Below are 17,153 nucleotides of genomic sequence, written 5' to 3'. Positions count from 1 at the left end.
TAATAATGAATATTGCATTTATAGGTCTTGGAACAATGGGTTTTCCAATGGCCGGCCATCTGTCCAATGCCGGATTTAACGTTACCGTATATAACCGCACGGAGAGTAAAGCCGACCAATGGTTACAACAATATAGTGGTAAAAAAGCAATTACCCCGGCAGCTGCGGCTAAAGGAGCAGAAGTTATCTTGCTTTGCGCAGGCCGCGACAGCGACGTTGAGACACTGATGACAGGTCATGACGGGATTCTCGAGGGGATACGACAAAGTGGACAAAATTGTCAAAATGGACAAATTATTATTGACCACACAACCACCTCTTCTGTTCTTGCAGAGCGAATGAGTGTCACCGCCCAGCAGATGGGCTGCCACTTTGTCGATGCTCCCGTTTCCGGGGGTCAGCAAGGAGCCATCAATGGCCAGCTCAGTATCATGGTGGGTTGCGATGAACAGCTGTTGGATAAGGTAATCACCACCACAGCCCCCTACACCCGCGCCATTGCTCGGCTGGGTACTGCTGGCTTCGGCCAAAAGACCAAAATGGTCAACCAGATCTGCATCGCCGGATTACTTCAGGGATTGGCAGAAGCCATTCATTTTGCCCAACACAATGACCTCGATCTTGAGAAGGTAATTCAGGTTATTTCCCAAGGTGCAGCAGGTAGCTGGCAAATGAACAATCGCTACCAAACCATGCTCGATAATGACTACGACCATGGCTTTGCTATCGACTGGATGCGTAAGGATCTTGGTATTTGCCTGGATCAGGCCAAGCGCAGTGGTGTCGCCCTGCCAGTCACAGAACTGGTCGACCAGTTTTATGCCGAGCTGCAATTGATGGGCGAAGGTCGCAGTGATACATCAGTACTACTAAAGCGCCTGCAGCAACAAAAATAAGGCGCTGCCCAAGGTGACTTGCCCTGACACCACCGTCATTGTCGACCACCGGAACCGGGCAATCTGTCCACGGTAAACAGGATCCCGTCATAGCCGGGCAAACCTTGAGATCTGGTCTAGTATTAACCAATAAACGGGAGCAGAGCACTATGACCACCCATGATCGTCATTCCATTTCAGGACAAGCCCGACCAGAAGACAAGGAAATGGACTGGAGCCAGATAGGCGAAACACTGGCCATGCTCGCCTTGGCAGTTGCCCAGATTGAAACCTCGTTAACGGAGGGTGGTCAGTCGGTGGACAAGTTGTCGACCAATTTTACCGGCATGGCCAACAACACCTTGCGAATTCTGCAGATTACCAAGGATGAGCCGCTGCAGGCCGAGGAACCAACAGCCAGCCGCTTGCGCAGTGAAATTCACCAAATCGCCACAGAGGTCAATCAGGAAATCCAGGAAGCCATTATTGCTTTCCAGTTCTATGATCGCCTGACCCAGCGTCTGGATCACGTCAGCCGCAGTCTGGAGCACATGGGCCATTTGATGGCCGACGGAGGCTCCCGCTACCAGCCGAATGCCTGGCAAGGACTGCAACAAGAAATCAAGGGCTATTACACCATGGAAGCCGAACGCATCATGTTCGAACAGATCATGGCCGGCAAAAGTGTTGCAGAAGCTCTGGAGATCTACCACCACCATTTCCGTCAAAGTGCTAATGATACTTTCGACACCACCGACGAAATCGAGCTGTTCTGACAGGCTGAAATATCCCGATCATCAAAGCCTTCAGGGAGCAACGGTCACAATCTCCAACGTCTCCCCAACACGTAACTGTGCGATGTGATCAACGGTTGCGTTTTGCCCGAAGATCAGCCGCTGATTAACCAGACAATGCTGCTTTAAGGCCGCAACTACCTCTGACTGACGCTGCTGGGTCAGCAGATCTCGCGTCGGAATCACACAACGCTCACAGGGTTTGACCAACAACAACTGTCCATCAGGATGATCCAAACGCTGCCATTGCTGCTCAGCAAATGCCTCCCCACCCCGAACCACCACATTGGGCCGAAAACGCAACATATCAATTTCGACCCCAGCCGACTGGCTCAATACCGCCAGTGACTCTTCGCTGGTCACCAACAGCGGAAAGCCATCGGCAAAACTGACCCACTGCCCTGTTCTGGCAAAATCAGGATCAATCTGGCGATGACTATCGGCTGGCATAAACACCAACCTTGCTGGCTTGCCAAGAACGCTACTTAACCACTTGGACGCAGGTTCACCACAATCCAGGGCCTGAGCCGTATCCGACCAGATGGATACCGTCACATCCTGATCGACCGGCGTATTCACCACCAGATCCGCCATGCCTGCGAACCCCAACGTCAGTACACCTTGCTGAAGTTGCGTCTGAATCCCAGCCATCACTGGCAACTGGCGCTGGGTCAGAAAACGTCCGTCCGGATCCACAATCATATAACGACGATCACCTTCCGGCCCCTGGTGATCAAATGTCAGCCTGTCGACCCGATACCCTGCGCAGGACTTGACCGGATACAGATACAGACCGGTTATTTCAACGGTTGGCGTAGTCATGGCATCCCCTGCCTGGAAAAACACCCACAAAGAATAACGACTACACGGAAAATAGAGAACACTTTAACTCGAGCGGTTTTCCAGCTTGGTACGAATATGCCGCTGTACTTCGGCGGCCATCTCAAAGGGCGCAAATTTTGACAAAAATCCGTCGCAACCCACTTTTTCCACCATGGCCTTATTAAAATTGCCAGACAGCGACGTATGCAGTACTACGATCGTATCCTTGAGCACCGGATCACGACGAATTTCCGTCGTCAACATATAACCATCCATCTCCGGCATTTCTGCATCCGTAATGATCATCAGCAGTTCGTCGTTAATGTCCATGCCCTGCTCTTTCCAGTGCATCAATAATTGATAGGCATCCAGACCATTACGCGCCTCAACAATCGTCAGCCCCATGGGCACCAGCACCTGCCGCATTTGCTCAATTGCCACCATGGAATCATCCACGATCAGAATCTTCTTGCCCTGCACTTGGTTCAGCAATCCGCGGTCGTAGACATCATCCGACAACTGCGTGTTGTAGGGTGATATTTCTGCCAATACTTTCTCAACATCAATAATTTCGACAATACGACCATCCATCCGGCTGATGGCCGTCAGATAGTGCTGTCGTCCAGCGCCACTCGGTGGCGGCAAAATTTCATTCCAGTTCATATTCACAATGCGATCGACGCCCCCAACCAGGAATGCCTGCACCGTCTTGTTATATTCAGTCACAATAATCGTGGCATCGACGGCGTCCATGTTCAGTGGCCCCATCTGAATCGCCTGACGTAAATCCACGACCGGTACCGTTTGACCCCGTAAATGCGTCACCCCTCGCACAACCGGGTGGCAATCCGGAATACGGGTTAGTCGCGGCAGTCGCATCACTTCCTGAACTTTAAATACATTGATGGCAAAAAACTGGCTGCCACCCAGATGAAATAACAGGAGTTCCAGGCGATTCTGCCCAACCAGTTTGGTTCGGGCATCGACGCTGCTCAAGACACCGCTCATATTCAGCTCCAGTCACATATTCTCAACAAAGTGTAGACAAGACCGGGCAAAACGCATGGTTAAGCTAGACTGATAATTCAGATGCCAAAAATGGCCCTTGCTTTCGCTTGCTGACGAGAACCCATGAATGAGTGAAGTCACCGTCCCATTACTCGCCCGACAACCGATTCTCGACCAACAACAGAATATTGTTGGCTACGAATTACTCAGTCGACCTATCCCAAATGCTACTACTGCCTGGCAAGATGCCTATGGTGATCAGGCGACCAGTGAGGTCATCATGGGTGCCTACAATGAGATTGGCATTGACCGGGTAACCGGGGGATTACCTGCCTTTATCAACTTCACCCGTTACTGGCTGGAAAACCCGCCCTCGCTGTCTCCAGGAACCGTCGTTGCTGAATTACTCGAGCACCTGGATCTTGACGAAGCACTGATACACCACGTCAAACAGCTCCACCGACTCAAATATCAGGTGGCACTGGATGACTATCGAGGCACGCCTATACCGCTAGAGTTGCTGGACTACCTGCATATCATCAAGATCGATGTTCTGGATCTGCCCGTCGATACCAATCTGAAAACTCTGATTCAACGGTACCACCGACCCGGTCTGCGCTGGCTGGCCGAAAAAGTAGAAACCCGTGAAATGTTTGATGCCTGCCTGGAAGCCGGTTGTGAGTTGTTTCAGGGCTATTTTTTCAGCAAGCCACTCATCATGTATGGTCGTCGCATTCCGGATAACAAGCTGTCCGTGTTGAAATTACTCAAGGTACTGAACAATCCCGAAGTCGAAGTCGACGACATTCACCGGGTATTACAGGCGGACCCGCAACTGAGCTTCAAAATGCTGCAAATGGTCAACTCGGCCTACCTCGGCTGCACCACAGAAGTGACCTCCATCAACCGTGCCATCGTCATCCTGGGCTTTGACCGTATCCGCGCCTGGTCTAATTTATTGGCACTGGGCCGTCTGAATGACAAACCGAATGCGCTGCAAGAGCAAGCTGTTATTCGCGCCTGTCTGGCACGTCGCCTGGCCGGTCACTGGCCTGGAATTGATCAGGAAACCGCCTTTACGCTGGGGTTATTTTCGCTACTGGATGCCTTTGTCGATATCCCCCTCAAACACTTGTGCGAAAAGCTGAATCTGTCAGACAGCCTGAAAAATGCCCTGATGCGCAGAGCGGGAGGCCTCGGCCAGCTGCTGACATTGGTACAGAAACTGGAGCAGGCCGAGTGGGATGATCTTGACTGGTACGCGCTGGAACAGATCGGACTGCAAGCCGACGTTATCTCCAGTGCGTATGTTGATGCATTAAACGATGCCAGAGAACTGGTCGAAGCCCTGGCTTGACGGATTAGTTTATCCCCGTCAGTAGAATTTGCATTACCCGTGCCGGTGTTATCTCCTCATAGCAGGGCGGCTGCAGCTCGCCCTTGCCCGGGTAAAGACAGCTTTTCGACAAACACGGCGTGCAGCGGTACTGACTCCTCAACACCGTCATTGCAGGTCCTAACGCCCCTGTCAGTGAGGCATCGGTAGCGCCATAGATAGCCACAGCGGGCACTTCGAGCGCTGCCGCCACATGACACAACCCGGTATCGACGCCAACAATCGCTTCAGCATAAGCAAGATAGCCGGTCAGTTGATCCAGGCCCATACGTGGCAATACTTCAACACCGGCCAGCCCGGCAGCAATACGTAACGCCCGTTGCTGTTCCTCGTTATTGCCCCAAGGCAATACGACCAAACGGCCCGTCGCCACCACATCGGCAGCCAGCTGACGCCAGTAGCTCTCCGGCCACAATTTGGTTACCCAAGTGGTTCCGTGTAAAAACAGCCAGTAATGGGTAGCGTCCACGGGTGCTTGCCAGCGGCTGCGATCCAGACCATAACTGAAACGGGACATATCCAGTTCATATCCCAGTGCAACCGCAAACAATCGTCGCACACGGTGAATGGCATGCTCACCTCGCGGCACGGCAATGGCTTGATCATATGCCCTCGCCGCCAGAGATTCTCGTGCACTATGACGATCCAGCCCCACCTTGCGGCCACGGGCAAGACGCGTGATCAACGCACTTTTAATCAACCCCTGAGCATCTATCACCAGATCGTATTCCGTTGCGTTGACTGCTTGGTAGAAAGCGCGCATTTCCGACCGATTACCCGCTGCCAGCGGCTGTTTGCGCCAACGACGCCAAGCAACAGGAATGACCTTGTCAACGGAGGGGTGCCAAGCGGGAATATCAGCAAACGCCTCTTCAACCACCCAATCAACCGACAAGTCGGGCAGCGCCCGACGAGCATCCTCCAGCGCAGGCAAGGTATGAAAGACATCCCCCAGGGACGAGGTTTTAATCAGCAGAATTTTCACAACAGCATCCTGATACACAGTTGGGCGGAAAGTACCGCCTGCTCGCTCAGGATGCAAATTCTCCTCTGCACTTAACAAGCCTCCCTTGACAAGATCCAATGGCAGCGCAAGTATCGCAGCCCCGGAAAATATCACTCGCCTTGTTCATAGGAACCGTCACCGCATGATGCTCAGATCGTGGAAATTCTGGATCAGCCTTGCCATCCTGCTGGCCTTTATTATTGTGGTTGAACGCAGTTATGGCTGGTTGGCGGTATTGGCCAGCTGGCAACGCATCTCCACCGGTGAACTGACTATCGCCGTCACCCTGATGCTGATCAGCTATCTGTTGCGGGCACTACGGTTCTACGATTTTTTCCACCCATACTGTCACGGCCAGTGGTGGCGTCTGACTCGTATCACGGTATTACACAACTTCTTTAATAACCTGCTGCCAATGCGCAGCGGCGAAGCCGCGTTTCCCATGTTGATGAAAAACCACTTCAGTTGTCCGGTGCGCCATAGCCTGCCCGCCTTGTTATGGCTGCGACTGCTGGATCTTTACGTCCTGCTGGCATTGGCAGTCTGGACGCTGAGCGATATCCCCGACCATATCATCGCGGCTGGCTCAGCAGACATCTGGCTGTTGCAAGCTGGCTTGCTGGCACTGCCTCTACTGGTTTTGCCGGTGCAAAATCGTATCCGCAAGGTATTAAGTAACCACCCTGGTGCCATGGCCAACAAGATAGTCGACCTGATGCAGGTATTACCCTCATCCCCCTGGCCTTTTATTCGAGCCTTGTTCTGGACGCTGATTAACTGGGTGCTGAAACTGGCCATTTATGCTTGGGTGCTGCAGCAATTTATTGCGATCAGCTTTGGCCAGTCCTGGGTCGGAGCCAGTACCGGTGAACTGAGCAGTATCCTGCCCATTCATGGTGTCGCAGGCGCAGGCACCTACGAAGCCGGAATTGTTGCCGGATTATTGCCTTGGCAGCTGAATACGGCAGAGGCACTCGCGGCAGCGGTCAATCTGCATCTGTTTGTGCTCGGCTGTACCCTGCTGCTCACCGCAGTGATCACGATAGCCACCGGGCGATTGGGTCACAAACACCTGGACACAGGAGCGCTGAAAGATTAATTGCAGCTATGCAACGGTTGTCACGTTTTATCACCCGGCGCTTTTGGGTATCATCCGCGCACATTAAAGTCTGCAGAGTGGTAACCCCGTGATAGATTGTAGCAAGCCGTCCTTGTCCATCGTTATCCCCATGTACAACGAGATTGACAATGTCGGCCCCATGGTTGCCAGGGTGCACGAAGCCCTGACCAGCTATCAGGGTCACTGGGAACTGTTGGTGGTGGATGACGGCAGTACTGATGGCACGCCCCAGGCATTGCATCGCGAGTCCGATCTTTATGGCCCTCATGTACGGGTGGTTGAATTACGGCGTAACTTCGGCCAGACCGCCGCCATGCAAGCCGGTATCGACGAAGCACGGGGTGAACTGATCGCCACGCTGGACGGCGACTTGCAAAATGACCCGGCTGATATCCCCCGTATGATCGACCACCTGATCGAAAAAGACCTCGATTTGCTCACCGGCTGGCGCAAGAACCGCAAGGATGACTTGGTGATGCGCAAGATTCCGTCCCGTATCGCCAACCGTCTGATTGGCAAAATCACCGGGGTGCGCATTAATGACTATGGCTGCTCGTTGAAAGTATATCGCGCCGCTATCATCAAGCAGGTTCGCCTGTACGGTGAAATGCATCGCTTTATTCCTGCCTGGGTCGCGGCAGTGGTTCCCCCCAGCCGTATCGGAGAAATCGTCGTAACACACCATGCCCGCACCGCAGGCACCTCCAAATACGGGATTTCCCGCACCTTTCGGGTGATTCTCGACCTGTTGTCGGTCTACTTCTTTATGCGTTACCGCGCTCGCCCAGGCCACTTTTTTGGCATGATTGGCCTGAGCATGGGGTCTATCGGCACGCTGTTACTGATGTACCTGGCGGTGATCAAATTTGCTCTGGGTGAAGATATTGGCGGTCGACCGCTGTTTCTGATCGCCGTGGTCTGTGTCATCGCGGCGCTGCAATTCCTCACCACCGGTGTGATGTCGGAACTGATTTCACGAACCTATTTTGAATCCTCACAACGTCAGCAGCATCAGTATGTGATCTACAACCGTGGTGACGCGTCTGATGACCAGGAAGCCTGTTGGGCCGCCCCAGGCCAGGTAATCGTTGAGGCGGCAGATTCAACCGGCAAAGCCACCGACGATGCCAGCAGCCAAGGCTGATGGTCTTATGAAAATACCTCTCCCGGCAGGCATGCCACTGTGGCTGCTGCCGCTCCTGATCGGGCTATTTTCGCTCAACCTGAGCGGCTACCTGCTATTTGACCACGATGAAGGTGCCTTTAGCGAAGCCACTCGCGGCATGTTTGAACGTGGTGATTTTATTACCACCTGGTTAAATGACCGGGTACGTTTTGACAAACCTATCCTGATTTACTGGCTACAGGGCGTGTCTATCGCCCTGTTTGGCACCGAAGTCTGGGCCTTCAGACTGCCTTCCGTACTGGCTGGAATCGGCTGGTCATTATCCGTTTTCGCCTTTGCCCGTCACTATATCAGCCGCGATACCGGTGTTGCCGCCGCGATGATCTGTGCCAGCGCGTTAGGGATCAATATGATCGCTCATGTTGCCACCGCAGACGCGCTGCTGAATCTGATCCTGACAGCGACTCTGTTACTGATGTATCACCACAGTCAGCTCAGTCTATTACCGGACACCGCAGTTGCCTCTCGACGGGTTCTCTATGCTATTTACACCCTGATGGCACTGGGGGTACTGACCAAGGGGCCGGTGGCGGTGGCAATTCCTCTGATCGTCAGTGTGATTTTTTACCTCTGGAGCGGCCAGCGCGAGGCCTTGCTCAAGGCACTGTTTTTTATACCGGGCTGGCTGCTGTTTCTGCTCATCGCCGCACCCTGGTACATGGCCGAATATCTGGCCCAGGGGCAGGCCTTTATTGACGGCTTTTTCTTCAAACACAACGTCAACCGTTTCAACAACACCATGGAAGGCCACGACGGTGGCCTGCTGTTTTACCCCTTGGTATTGCCCTTTGTCCTGGCCCCCTTTGGCCCGCTATTGTTACGTATGTTACCCAGCATCAAAACCGTCAGCCGCGAACCGCTGAACCGCTTTTTATGGATCTGGTTTTTGTTTGTGCTGGTGCTGTTCAGTCTCGCCAGCACCAAGCTGCCGCATTACATTTTATATGGCTGCACCCCACTGGTGTTGCTGATGGCCCGCTACCGCTTCCAGTTACGCCGCCGTTGGCTGGCAGCTGTTCTGCCGCTACTGTTTTTTGCTCTGATGGTTGCCTTCCCGCTGTTGATTCCTACCATCAAGGCCGGACTGACCAACCCGATCGAGATAGAGACCGCCGAGCGGGCCGCCCAATATGTCAATCAGGACTTCGCGATGATTGCCGCAGTCTTCGGCCTGCTGTCACTGCTGGCAATTCTCTGGAAACGCCTGGCAATCTGGCACGGGCTGTTTTTAACCGGCGTACTGCAAACCTTGTTCGTCTGGTACGTATTTGCACCAGCGTTCAGTGAGGCGCAACAACGCCCCATCCATGATGCCGCACAGTTTGTGCGCCAGCTGGGGGTTGATGTTGTCACCCAATCGATCGATACCCCCAGCTTTAACGTCTATCTGGATCAGGTCACACCACGACGGGCACTTGAGCCTGGGGAAATCGGTTTTGGACGAGTCGACAGAATCCCCGACCTTGACCGCTATCAGCTGCTGTTCCAGTCTGGCCCGATCGTCATTATCCGGCGGCCGGATCACAACACACCGAGCAGTCACACAGAAACCTCCCCAACAACGGATGAAAACAATGACTGATCATCTGTCGCTGCGACGTCGCCATCTGACTCCGCTGCTAGCCGCTGCCGGGCTGCTGCTGCTGTTCGCCCTTGTGGTCGCCATCATGGATACCAATGCTGCCCTGTTTCTGATGCTGAACCAGGATGCCAGCCTGCTCCCCAATGCGTTGTGGGCAAACCTGACCTTCACCGCCGATACCGTATTCGCCATGTCCTTGCTGTTACTGCTAGCCAGCGTACGTCCTTCATTGTTTGCCCCCGCATTGGTACTACTGTTATTAGGAACCCTGTTTGTTCACGGCAGCAAGGCACTGTTTGATGCTGCACGACCAGCCGCCGTACTGATACCAGACAGCTTTCATATTATCGGCCCCGTGCTGCGCCACCACAGCTTTCCTTCTGGTCATGCCTTTACCGCGCTGGGCACCTGGACTCTGGTAATACTGGCATTGTCACCCCGCTGGCTGATGCCACTGTTAATCTTTGCACTGCTGGCGGCAGCCAGCCGTATCGCTGTCGGCGCGCACTGGCCCCTTGACGTACTGGTTGGTGCCGCCTGTGGTATTCTCGGTGCCTGCCTGTCAGCCTGGCTGGCACTCAAGTTCGACTGGTTACACCATCCAGCAGCGACATTCACCTCAGCCTCATTGTTAACGCTCGCCGCGCTCTATATGCCTTTTTTTGACAGTCGCTATCCGGACACACAAATACTGGCAAACCTGGTGGCACTGGTCGCACTGCTAACAGCCATCTGTCGGTTCTGGTGGCCTGCGCTGTCAAAACGACACCAAAAGGCAAATTCATCTTCTGTTTAAAGACAGATACAGGCAGTAACCGGGCATTTTAATCGCCCCCACAAGAGAATCGACATTTGATTACCGATTCTCAGTTAAGAATATTTTTCTTTATCCATTTTTGCCGTCTGCTATATAGTGGCTGCCAATTTCATGGAAATTGGGCCTTTAGACGGTTCATTACTTCTTTTTGAAACAATAATTCAACGTGTTTGTCGTACACTGGCACGTCAAAGCACAAACAATAAACTGTTCAGAGATCTGGTTATGCGTCGAGTGGTAGTTACAGGTATTGGCATTGTTGGTTGCCTCGGAAACAACAAGGACGAGGTGCTGACTTCATTGCGTGAACAGCGTTCTGGTATCCGTTTTATTCCGGAATATGCAGAGCTGGGGATGCGCAGCCACGTTGCCGGCCGCCCCCAGATCAATCTGGCAGAACACATCGATCGCAAAATTTTCCGCTTTATGGGTGATTCTGCCGCTTACTCTTATCTTTCATTAAAAGAAGCCATAGCAGACGCTGGCCTGAGTGACGACATGGTCAGTAATCCGCGTACCGGCCTGGTGGCTGGTTCTGGTGGCGCATCGACCAGTGACATTGTTGAATCCGTCGATATCCTGCGTGAAAAAGGTATCCGCAAGGTCGGCCCGTATCGTGTTACCCGCACCATGGGTTCTACCGTATCGGCCAACTTGGCCACGCCGTTCAGCATCAAGGGTGTCAACTACTCCATGACATCGGCCTGTGCCACCAGCTCACATTGTATTGGCCATGGTATGGAATTGATCCAGTGGGGCAAACAGGACATCGTTTTTGCCGGTGGTGGTGAAGAAGAACACTGGTCGCTCTCCATGCAATTCGATGCTATGGGCGCACTGTCGAGCAAATACAACGACACCCCGGCAAGCGCTTCCCGCGCTTACGACAGCAGCCGTGACGGCTTTGTTATTGCTGGCGGTGGTGCCATGGTCGTACTGGAAGAGTACGAACATGCCGTGGCTCGCGGTGCCACCATCTACGCCGAACTGATTGGCTACTCAGCCACCTCCGATGGCGCCGATATGGTTGCTCCGTCCGGCGAAGGTGCTGTTCGCTGTATGAAAGATGCCCTGCAGATGGCTGGTAACCCGACCATCGACTACCTCAACACCCATGGCACCAGTACTCCAGCCGGTGATATCACCGAATTAAAAGCTGTTGGCGAAGCCTTTGGTGATCAGGTTCCACCTATCAGCTCCACCAAATCCCTGACGGGTCACTCACTTGGTGCTGCTGGCGTGCAGGAAGCCATCTACACCATGTTAATGATGAAACACGGATTTATTACTGGCAGCGCCAACATCTCCGAACTGGATGAGGGAGCCGAAGGTTATCCGATTGTTTGCAATAACCGTGACGCCGAATTAAAAACTGTGATGTCCAACAGTTTTGGTTTTGGTGGCACCAACGCGGCCCTGATATTCAAGGCTCTGTGAGAGTCTGCCTGCGGGAGCAACGCGTTATAGCGACGGCTCCCGTGTTTGCATTTAACAGCCCGTCTCTGCGCTCGAACTATGTCCGACCGTAGTTTCGGGCTTGGTTGGTCTGGTACCTTGCCTGCCAGCCTAGTCCGATGATCGGCATATTACGGAATTGATCAACCATGTCTGAACAAACTGCACCCAAACAAATAGACCAACTGTTTCAAATCGCCGAACAACTTTCGGCAGATTCTTCCCTGTTTCCGGAATACGAAGACAATGCCGTTGACCAAAGTGTCAAGGGACTGGTCAAACCGGAACACTGCAAGACCGAGCTGTCCCGCCTGAGTACGCTGAACATCGATGAATACATCGAACAGGTCGTTGCTCCTAGCGAAAGTAGCCAGCGCCCTGGTGCCAAAGCAATTGTTGGCCACCTGATTCTGCGCGCCATCACTGAAGTTGATGACGGCCCGCTGTATGCAACAGAAGCCGATATGGATTTTAACGGCAAAATTCGCCGTGTCGGTTTTATCTGCCAGAATCGTGAGTACAGTAACGGCGCCTGGGGCCCACAACATCACAACCGAGCCGCTCAGCTGGCACGTTCCTACGCCCGCCGTGCGATGCCGATTGTTACCTTTATCGACACCCCGGGAGCCGATGCCGGTGAAGCCGCCAATGCCGGCAACCAGGCCCACAGCATCTCCCACCTGATCACCGAAATGGCTAACAATGATGTGCCAACACTGGGGATTATTTGGGGTGCCGGTTATTCCGGTGGCGCCATTCCATTGGCAACCACCAATATTCTGCTCAGTGCCCGTGATGGTATTTTCAATACTATCCAGCCTCAGGGGCTGGCCAGCATCGCTCGCAAGTACAACCTGTCCTGGCAAGAATGCGCCAAGTACGTCGGCGTATCCGGCTACGAACTGCGCAAAGCCGGTATTATCGACGGAATTATTGACTACGCCCCATCCGATGCAGACGAAAAACGTTTTAACCTGCATCAGGCTATTGTCACGGGTATCCAGTCGATTGAAACTAATGCGGCAGAATTCGCTAAAAACCACCCCTATATGATGGATCACTACAAGCAGTCCGTGGACCGCTTCCTGAAACCATCTGAAAAGCTGCAAAACCTGCAGAAAGACTCCAATTTTTTCCTCGCAGAAACGCCAACTGAACATATCAACGTTTTTGGTCTGACTTATCGCTATACCCGCTACCTGACACTGCGGCGCCGGATCCACTCCAGCACGGTTGAAAACTACGGCCGCCTGGCAGAGAAAGAGATTCCAGAAGGTCAACTGCAGCAGCGGCAAACCGCCGAAGCCAAACGTAAATTCCAGAACTGGCTGCAAGCCCCGGAAAAAATCGTCTACGACGACGCCCTGCATAAAAGCTGGAAATCCTTCTGGAGCAAGTACGAGGATCGTGACGAGAGCCGCTCAACCATTGCCCGTCTGTTCCTCGGCGAGCCCAAAAACAACTATCTGAAATCCAAACAGGAACTCTGTTTCAATCTCGGTCTGTACCTGTTTAACCGCTGGAAATCCGATGCTCCGGTCAATTTCCAGGGCCTGCTCGACTATCTTGAAAACTACAAGCAAAGCCGTTTCCTGCTACGTGCCAATGATGTACTCGACACCCAGGCCGTCGCCCGTTTCATCGAGAACAACGCCCACCCGCTAGCGGCTTACATTCGCGAACAGTTACCGCACAACGTGCATCAGGAACTGACCGAGGGTCTGGAAAAGGAAAAATCCAAGGGTGCCTTGAAGCAATCCATCGCTTCGGCACTGAATATTATCCTCAAAGGTGCCTTGATTCCCGAAGGCGTAAGAACTCAACTGAAGCTGTCCAGTCGCACGGATACCCTGGCCAACAGCATGACCAGTGCCAAGGTAGAAGCCAATCGCCGCATTCTGGAAGAGTCCCTGGCACCCTATATCCAGTTCCGCCAGGAAAACATCCAGAACCCGCAGCACCCGGACATCACCATTCTTGATGCGATCTTGCACGATGAACTGCGTTTCGAGTTCACTCAAGTCTGTCGCAACATGCTGGTATTTGGCCAACTGTACGACAACTTCATCAATAATCTGGTAAACGTCGCCAAGGAAGCCAACGAAGCCCGTGCGTTATCGCTGGAATCGCTCAAGGCACTGCTGGAAAAATCTCTGGCTGAAGCCACCAATGGCGACAGTTATACCGCACAGGAGCGGGAATCCTTCACCCATTGGCTGAGCTACTTCATCAAGAGTAGTCAGCGTGGCGCGTTCCTGAAATCGGTCGAAGAATGGAAAAAACTGGCCTTTCCGCGTCTGTCCGACACCCTGTTTGTGGTCATTACCTTTATCTTTGAAAAACTGATGCCCGAGTACCATGCCGCTGACCAGGAAGGCAAAGCCTACAGTGGCCGCATCAATCCGGTGTCGATTGGTCGCCGCAAGGACTTCTGGAACCGTCTGACCATGGCCTACCACGACTTGCTGATCCAGCAAGTGCTGGACGACACCAAGCGACAGAAGAAAACCTCCGCCGGGGCCTTGATTGAACGCTTCTTCAGCGATTTCCAGGAACTCAACAGCAGCTTGATGTCTGCCGATCCGGTGTCCTTCCCTGGCTTTCGCAGCTCTATTGAAAGCGCACTGAAAAAAGACATCACCCCCTGTGGTGTCATTACCGGTATCGGCACCATCCGTATCGGTGAACGCGAACAGCAAGTCGGTGCTCTGGTATCCAACCTGGACTTTCAGGCTGGCGCCTTCGATATGGCTTCGGCGGAGAAATTCTGCAAACTGATGGTTGAATGCGCCAAGCTGCACTTGCCAATCGTCTGCTTTGTTTCATCGGGTGGCATGCAGACCAAGGAAGGCGCTGCTGCGCTATTTTCCATGGCCGTGACCAACGACCGCATCACCCGCTTCGTGCGCGACAACGAATTACCACTGGTTGTTTTCGGTTTTGGTGACTGTACCGGTGGTGCCCAGGCAAGCTTTGTGACGCACCCGCTGGCGCAGACTTACTACTTCTCTGGTACCAACATGCCATTTGCTGGTCAGATCGTAGTGCCGTCCTATCTGCCTAGCACCTGCACCCTGTCCAACTACCTGTCGGTATCACCGAAGTCGATGGATGGCCTGGTTCGTCATCCGTTTTTTGACAACCTTGACGACCAACTGCGTGCCATTGACCCGGATATGCCCGTGGCCCGTCACTCCGTTGACGACGTCCTGGAGCGCGTGCTGCAAGGCTACGTCAGCGCCGAACGTCTGACGCCGGATACTGGCAAAGGCTCCACCGCTGCCAAGAAGTTCGGCAAGATTGACAAGATCCTGATCCACGCTCGTGGCTGTACGGCGGTGAAACTGATCCGCAAGGCCCAGGAAAACGACATAAAAGTGGTACTGGTACAGTCAGACCCGGACATGGACTCCGTTCCGGTCGATATGCTGGGGCCTGAAGACCGCGTGGTCTGTATCGGTGGCAACACCCCGGATGAATCCTACCTGAACGCCAAGTCGGTACTGCGCGTGGCTCATCACGAAAATGTCACGGCATTACACCCGGGTATCGGCTTTTTGTCTGAAAGCAGCCAGTTTGCGGCCTTGTGTGGCAATCACAATATCAACTTCGTTGGCCCGGCGGTTTCTTCCATGGAAACCATGGGTAACAAGTCAAACGCCATCAACACCGCCATGCGCGTGCAAGTGCCGGTAGTACCCGGATCTCATGGCATTCTGACCAGCTCGGCCAACGCGGCGGCGGTAGCGGATGAAATTGGTTATCCGGTACTGCTGAAAGCGGTACATGGTGGCGGTGGCAAGGGCATCCAGGTGGTTCACTCTGCTGACAAGATGCACACTCTGTTTCACCAGATTTCCACCGAAGCCAAGGCGGCCTTTGGTAACGGCGACGTGTATCTGGAGAAGTTTGTCACCTCCCTGCGCCACATCGAGATCCAGGTGCTGCGCGATATGCACGGCAATACCAAAATTCTGGGACTGCGTGACTGTTCGGTACAGCGTAACAACCAGAAAATCTTCGAAGAATCCGGTTCCACCATGTTGCCGCGCGAATTAGAGCAGTCTGCTTACGACTTCGCTTCCAAGCTGGCGAATGCCGTCGATTATGTCGGTGCCGGTACCGTTGAGTTCATCTTCGATCTCGATGCCGACACCATCTACTTCATGGAAATGAATACTCGTTTGCAGGTTGAGCACCCGGTAACCGAGTGGGTTTCCGGAATCGATATTGTCTCGACCCAGTTCAAAATCGCCGAAGGTGAATCCATTGCTGATCTGAAACCAGTCTCCAAAGGATACGCTATTGAAGTCCGTATCAACGCCGAGAAACCGGTGATCAAGGGTGATGAGCTGCAATTCGTGCCGACACCAGGGACGATCCGCCAGTGTGTACTGCCGCAAGAAGATTATATCGACCTGATCTCCATGGCGGCAGCTGGCAAACAGGTCTCGCCGTTCTACGACAGCATGATCGTGCAGATCATCTGTTATGGCGAAGATCGTGAAGACACGATTGCCAAACTGCGTGAATATCTGGATCGCGTCAAAATCACCGGTGTGTGCACCAATATCCCAACCGCCAAACGCGTGCTGGATGATGAAGTGTTCCGTAACGGCGTTTACGATACCGGTTATCTGCCGAAATTCCTCGATCGTATCAATCTCGATGAACTGATTGCCGATGTAGAGAAAGAAGCAGATCTGTCTGCCACTGCCGTCGATGCATCCGCCCTGAAAATCGAAGGTTCTGACGAACTGAAAGTGCTGTCGCCAACCACCAGCATTTTCTACGGATCTTCCTCTCCTAGCGAACCGGCGTTTGTCAAAGAAGGGGACATCATTGACGTGGAACATACTCTCTGCCTGATGGAAGCCATGAAAATGTTCACACCGCTGAGCCTGAAGCAGTTTAACCGGGCCGACGCCGAACTGTATCCGGCTGATCAAAAGTTCAAGGTCACCCGCATCATGAACTCCGATGGTCAACAGGTGAATCAGGGCGACCTGCTGTATGTTGTCAAGCCGATTATCGGGTAATGTTTGTCCCCCTTTCTGCCAGACTCAGTTTGGTAGAAAGGGGATATAAATAT

12 protein-coding genes are annotated in these 17,153 nt (G+C 53.2%); 9 read left to right on the top strand and 3 right to left on the bottom strand.

The features are described from left to right. Positions 1-5: 5 nt before the first annotated feature. Positions 6-896 carry an NAD(P)-dependent oxidoreductase gene (locus SOJ49_RS08160; RefSeq protein WP_369857729.1) on the top strand — a complete coding sequence of 297 codons (891 nt, stop codon included), beginning with the start codon at positions 6-8 and terminating at the stop codon, positions 894-896. 149 nt (positions 897-1,045) lie between these two features. After that, positions 1,046-1,651 (top strand): hypothetical protein, encoded by a 606-nt coding sequence (locus SOJ49_RS08155; RefSeq protein WP_369857728.1) that lies wholly within the window; start codon positions 1,046-1,048, stop codon positions 1,649-1,651. A 30-nt stretch (positions 1,652-1,681) separates the two neighbouring features. On the opposite strand, the gene SOJ49_RS08150 is transcribed toward SOJ49_RS08155, so the two are convergent. After that, entirely contained in the window at positions 1,682-2,491 is an 810-nt protein-coding gene (locus SOJ49_RS08150) for an MOSC domain-containing protein (RefSeq protein ID WP_369857727.1), read from the bottom strand. Positions 2,492-2,554: 63 nt separating this feature from the next. Next, positions 2,555-3,499: a chemotaxis protein CheV gene (locus SOJ49_RS08145; RefSeq protein ID WP_369857726.1), complete on the bottom strand. Its 945-nt coding sequence runs from the start codon at positions 3,497-3,499 to the stop codon at positions 2,555-2,557. Between the two features lie 127 nt (positions 3,500-3,626). Between SOJ49_RS08145 and SOJ49_RS08140 the strand changes: the two genes are divergently transcribed. Continuing rightward, positions 3,627-4,856: an EAL and HDOD domain-containing protein gene (locus SOJ49_RS08140; protein WP_369857725.1), complete on the top strand. Its 1,230-nt coding sequence runs from the start codon at positions 3,627-3,629 to the stop codon at positions 4,854-4,856. A 4-nt stretch (positions 4,857-4,860) separates the two neighbouring features. Here the strand turns inward: SOJ49_RS08140 and waaC are convergent, their stop codons facing one another. After that, the gene (waaC, locus tag SOJ49_RS08135; protein ID WP_369857724.1) at positions 4,861-5,880 is read right to left on the bottom strand and encodes a lipopolysaccharide heptosyltransferase I; all 1,020 of its coding nucleotides are present in this window, start codon (positions 5,878-5,880) and stop codon (positions 4,861-4,863) included. Positions 5,881-6,043: 163 nt separating this feature from the next. Here waaC and SOJ49_RS08130 point away from each other — a divergent pair, with 163 nt between their 5' ends. From SOJ49_RS08130 to SOJ49_RS08105, 6 genes are all read left to right on the top strand, one after another. Beyond that, positions 6,044-7,000, top strand: a complete 957-nt coding sequence (locus tag SOJ49_RS08130; RefSeq protein WP_369857723.1) for a lysylphosphatidylglycerol synthase transmembrane domain-containing protein — start codon at positions 6,044-6,046, stop codon at positions 6,998-7,000. A gap of 130 nt (positions 7,001-7,130) precedes the next feature. Next, positions 7,131-8,165 carry a glycosyltransferase family 2 protein gene (locus SOJ49_RS08125; RefSeq protein ID WP_369857722.1) on the top strand — a complete coding sequence of 345 codons (1,035 nt, stop codon included), beginning with the start codon at positions 7,131-7,133 and terminating at the stop codon, positions 8,163-8,165. Between the two features lie 7 nt (positions 8,166-8,172). Next, the gene (locus SOJ49_RS08120; RefSeq protein WP_369857721.1) at positions 8,173-9,789 is read left to right on the top strand and encodes an ArnT family glycosyltransferase; all 1,617 of its coding nucleotides are present in this window, start codon (positions 8,173-8,175) and stop codon (positions 9,787-9,789) included. Continuing rightward, positions 9,782-10,585 carry a phosphatase PAP2 family protein gene (locus SOJ49_RS08115; RefSeq protein WP_369857720.1) on the top strand — a complete coding sequence of 268 codons (804 nt, stop codon included), beginning with the start codon at positions 9,782-9,784 and terminating at the stop codon, positions 10,583-10,585. The genes SOJ49_RS08120 and SOJ49_RS08115 overlap by 8 nt, the downstream gene beginning before the upstream one ends. Before the next feature lie 246 nt (positions 10,586-10,831). Next, positions 10,832-12,043 carry a beta-ketoacyl-ACP synthase I gene (fabB, locus tag SOJ49_RS08110; protein ID WP_369857719.1) on the top strand — a complete coding sequence of 404 codons (1,212 nt, stop codon included), beginning with the start codon at positions 10,832-10,834 and terminating at the stop codon, positions 12,041-12,043. Between the two features lie 167 nt (positions 12,044-12,210). Beyond that, positions 12,211-17,100 (top strand): biotin carboxylase N-terminal domain-containing protein, encoded by a 4,890-nt coding sequence (locus tag SOJ49_RS08105; RefSeq protein WP_369857718.1) that lies wholly within the window; start codon positions 12,211-12,213, stop codon positions 17,098-17,100. The last annotated feature ends 53 nt before the right edge of the window (positions 17,101-17,153 follow it).

Source organism: Candidatus Thalassolituus haligoni, assembly GCF_041222825.1.
GTDB lineage: Bacteria > Pseudomonadota > Gammaproteobacteria > Pseudomonadales > Oceanobacteraceae > Oceanobacter > Oceanobacter antarcticus.
Note: the sequence above shows the minus strand (reverse complement) of the source record. Positions and strands in the feature narration are given on the sequence as shown.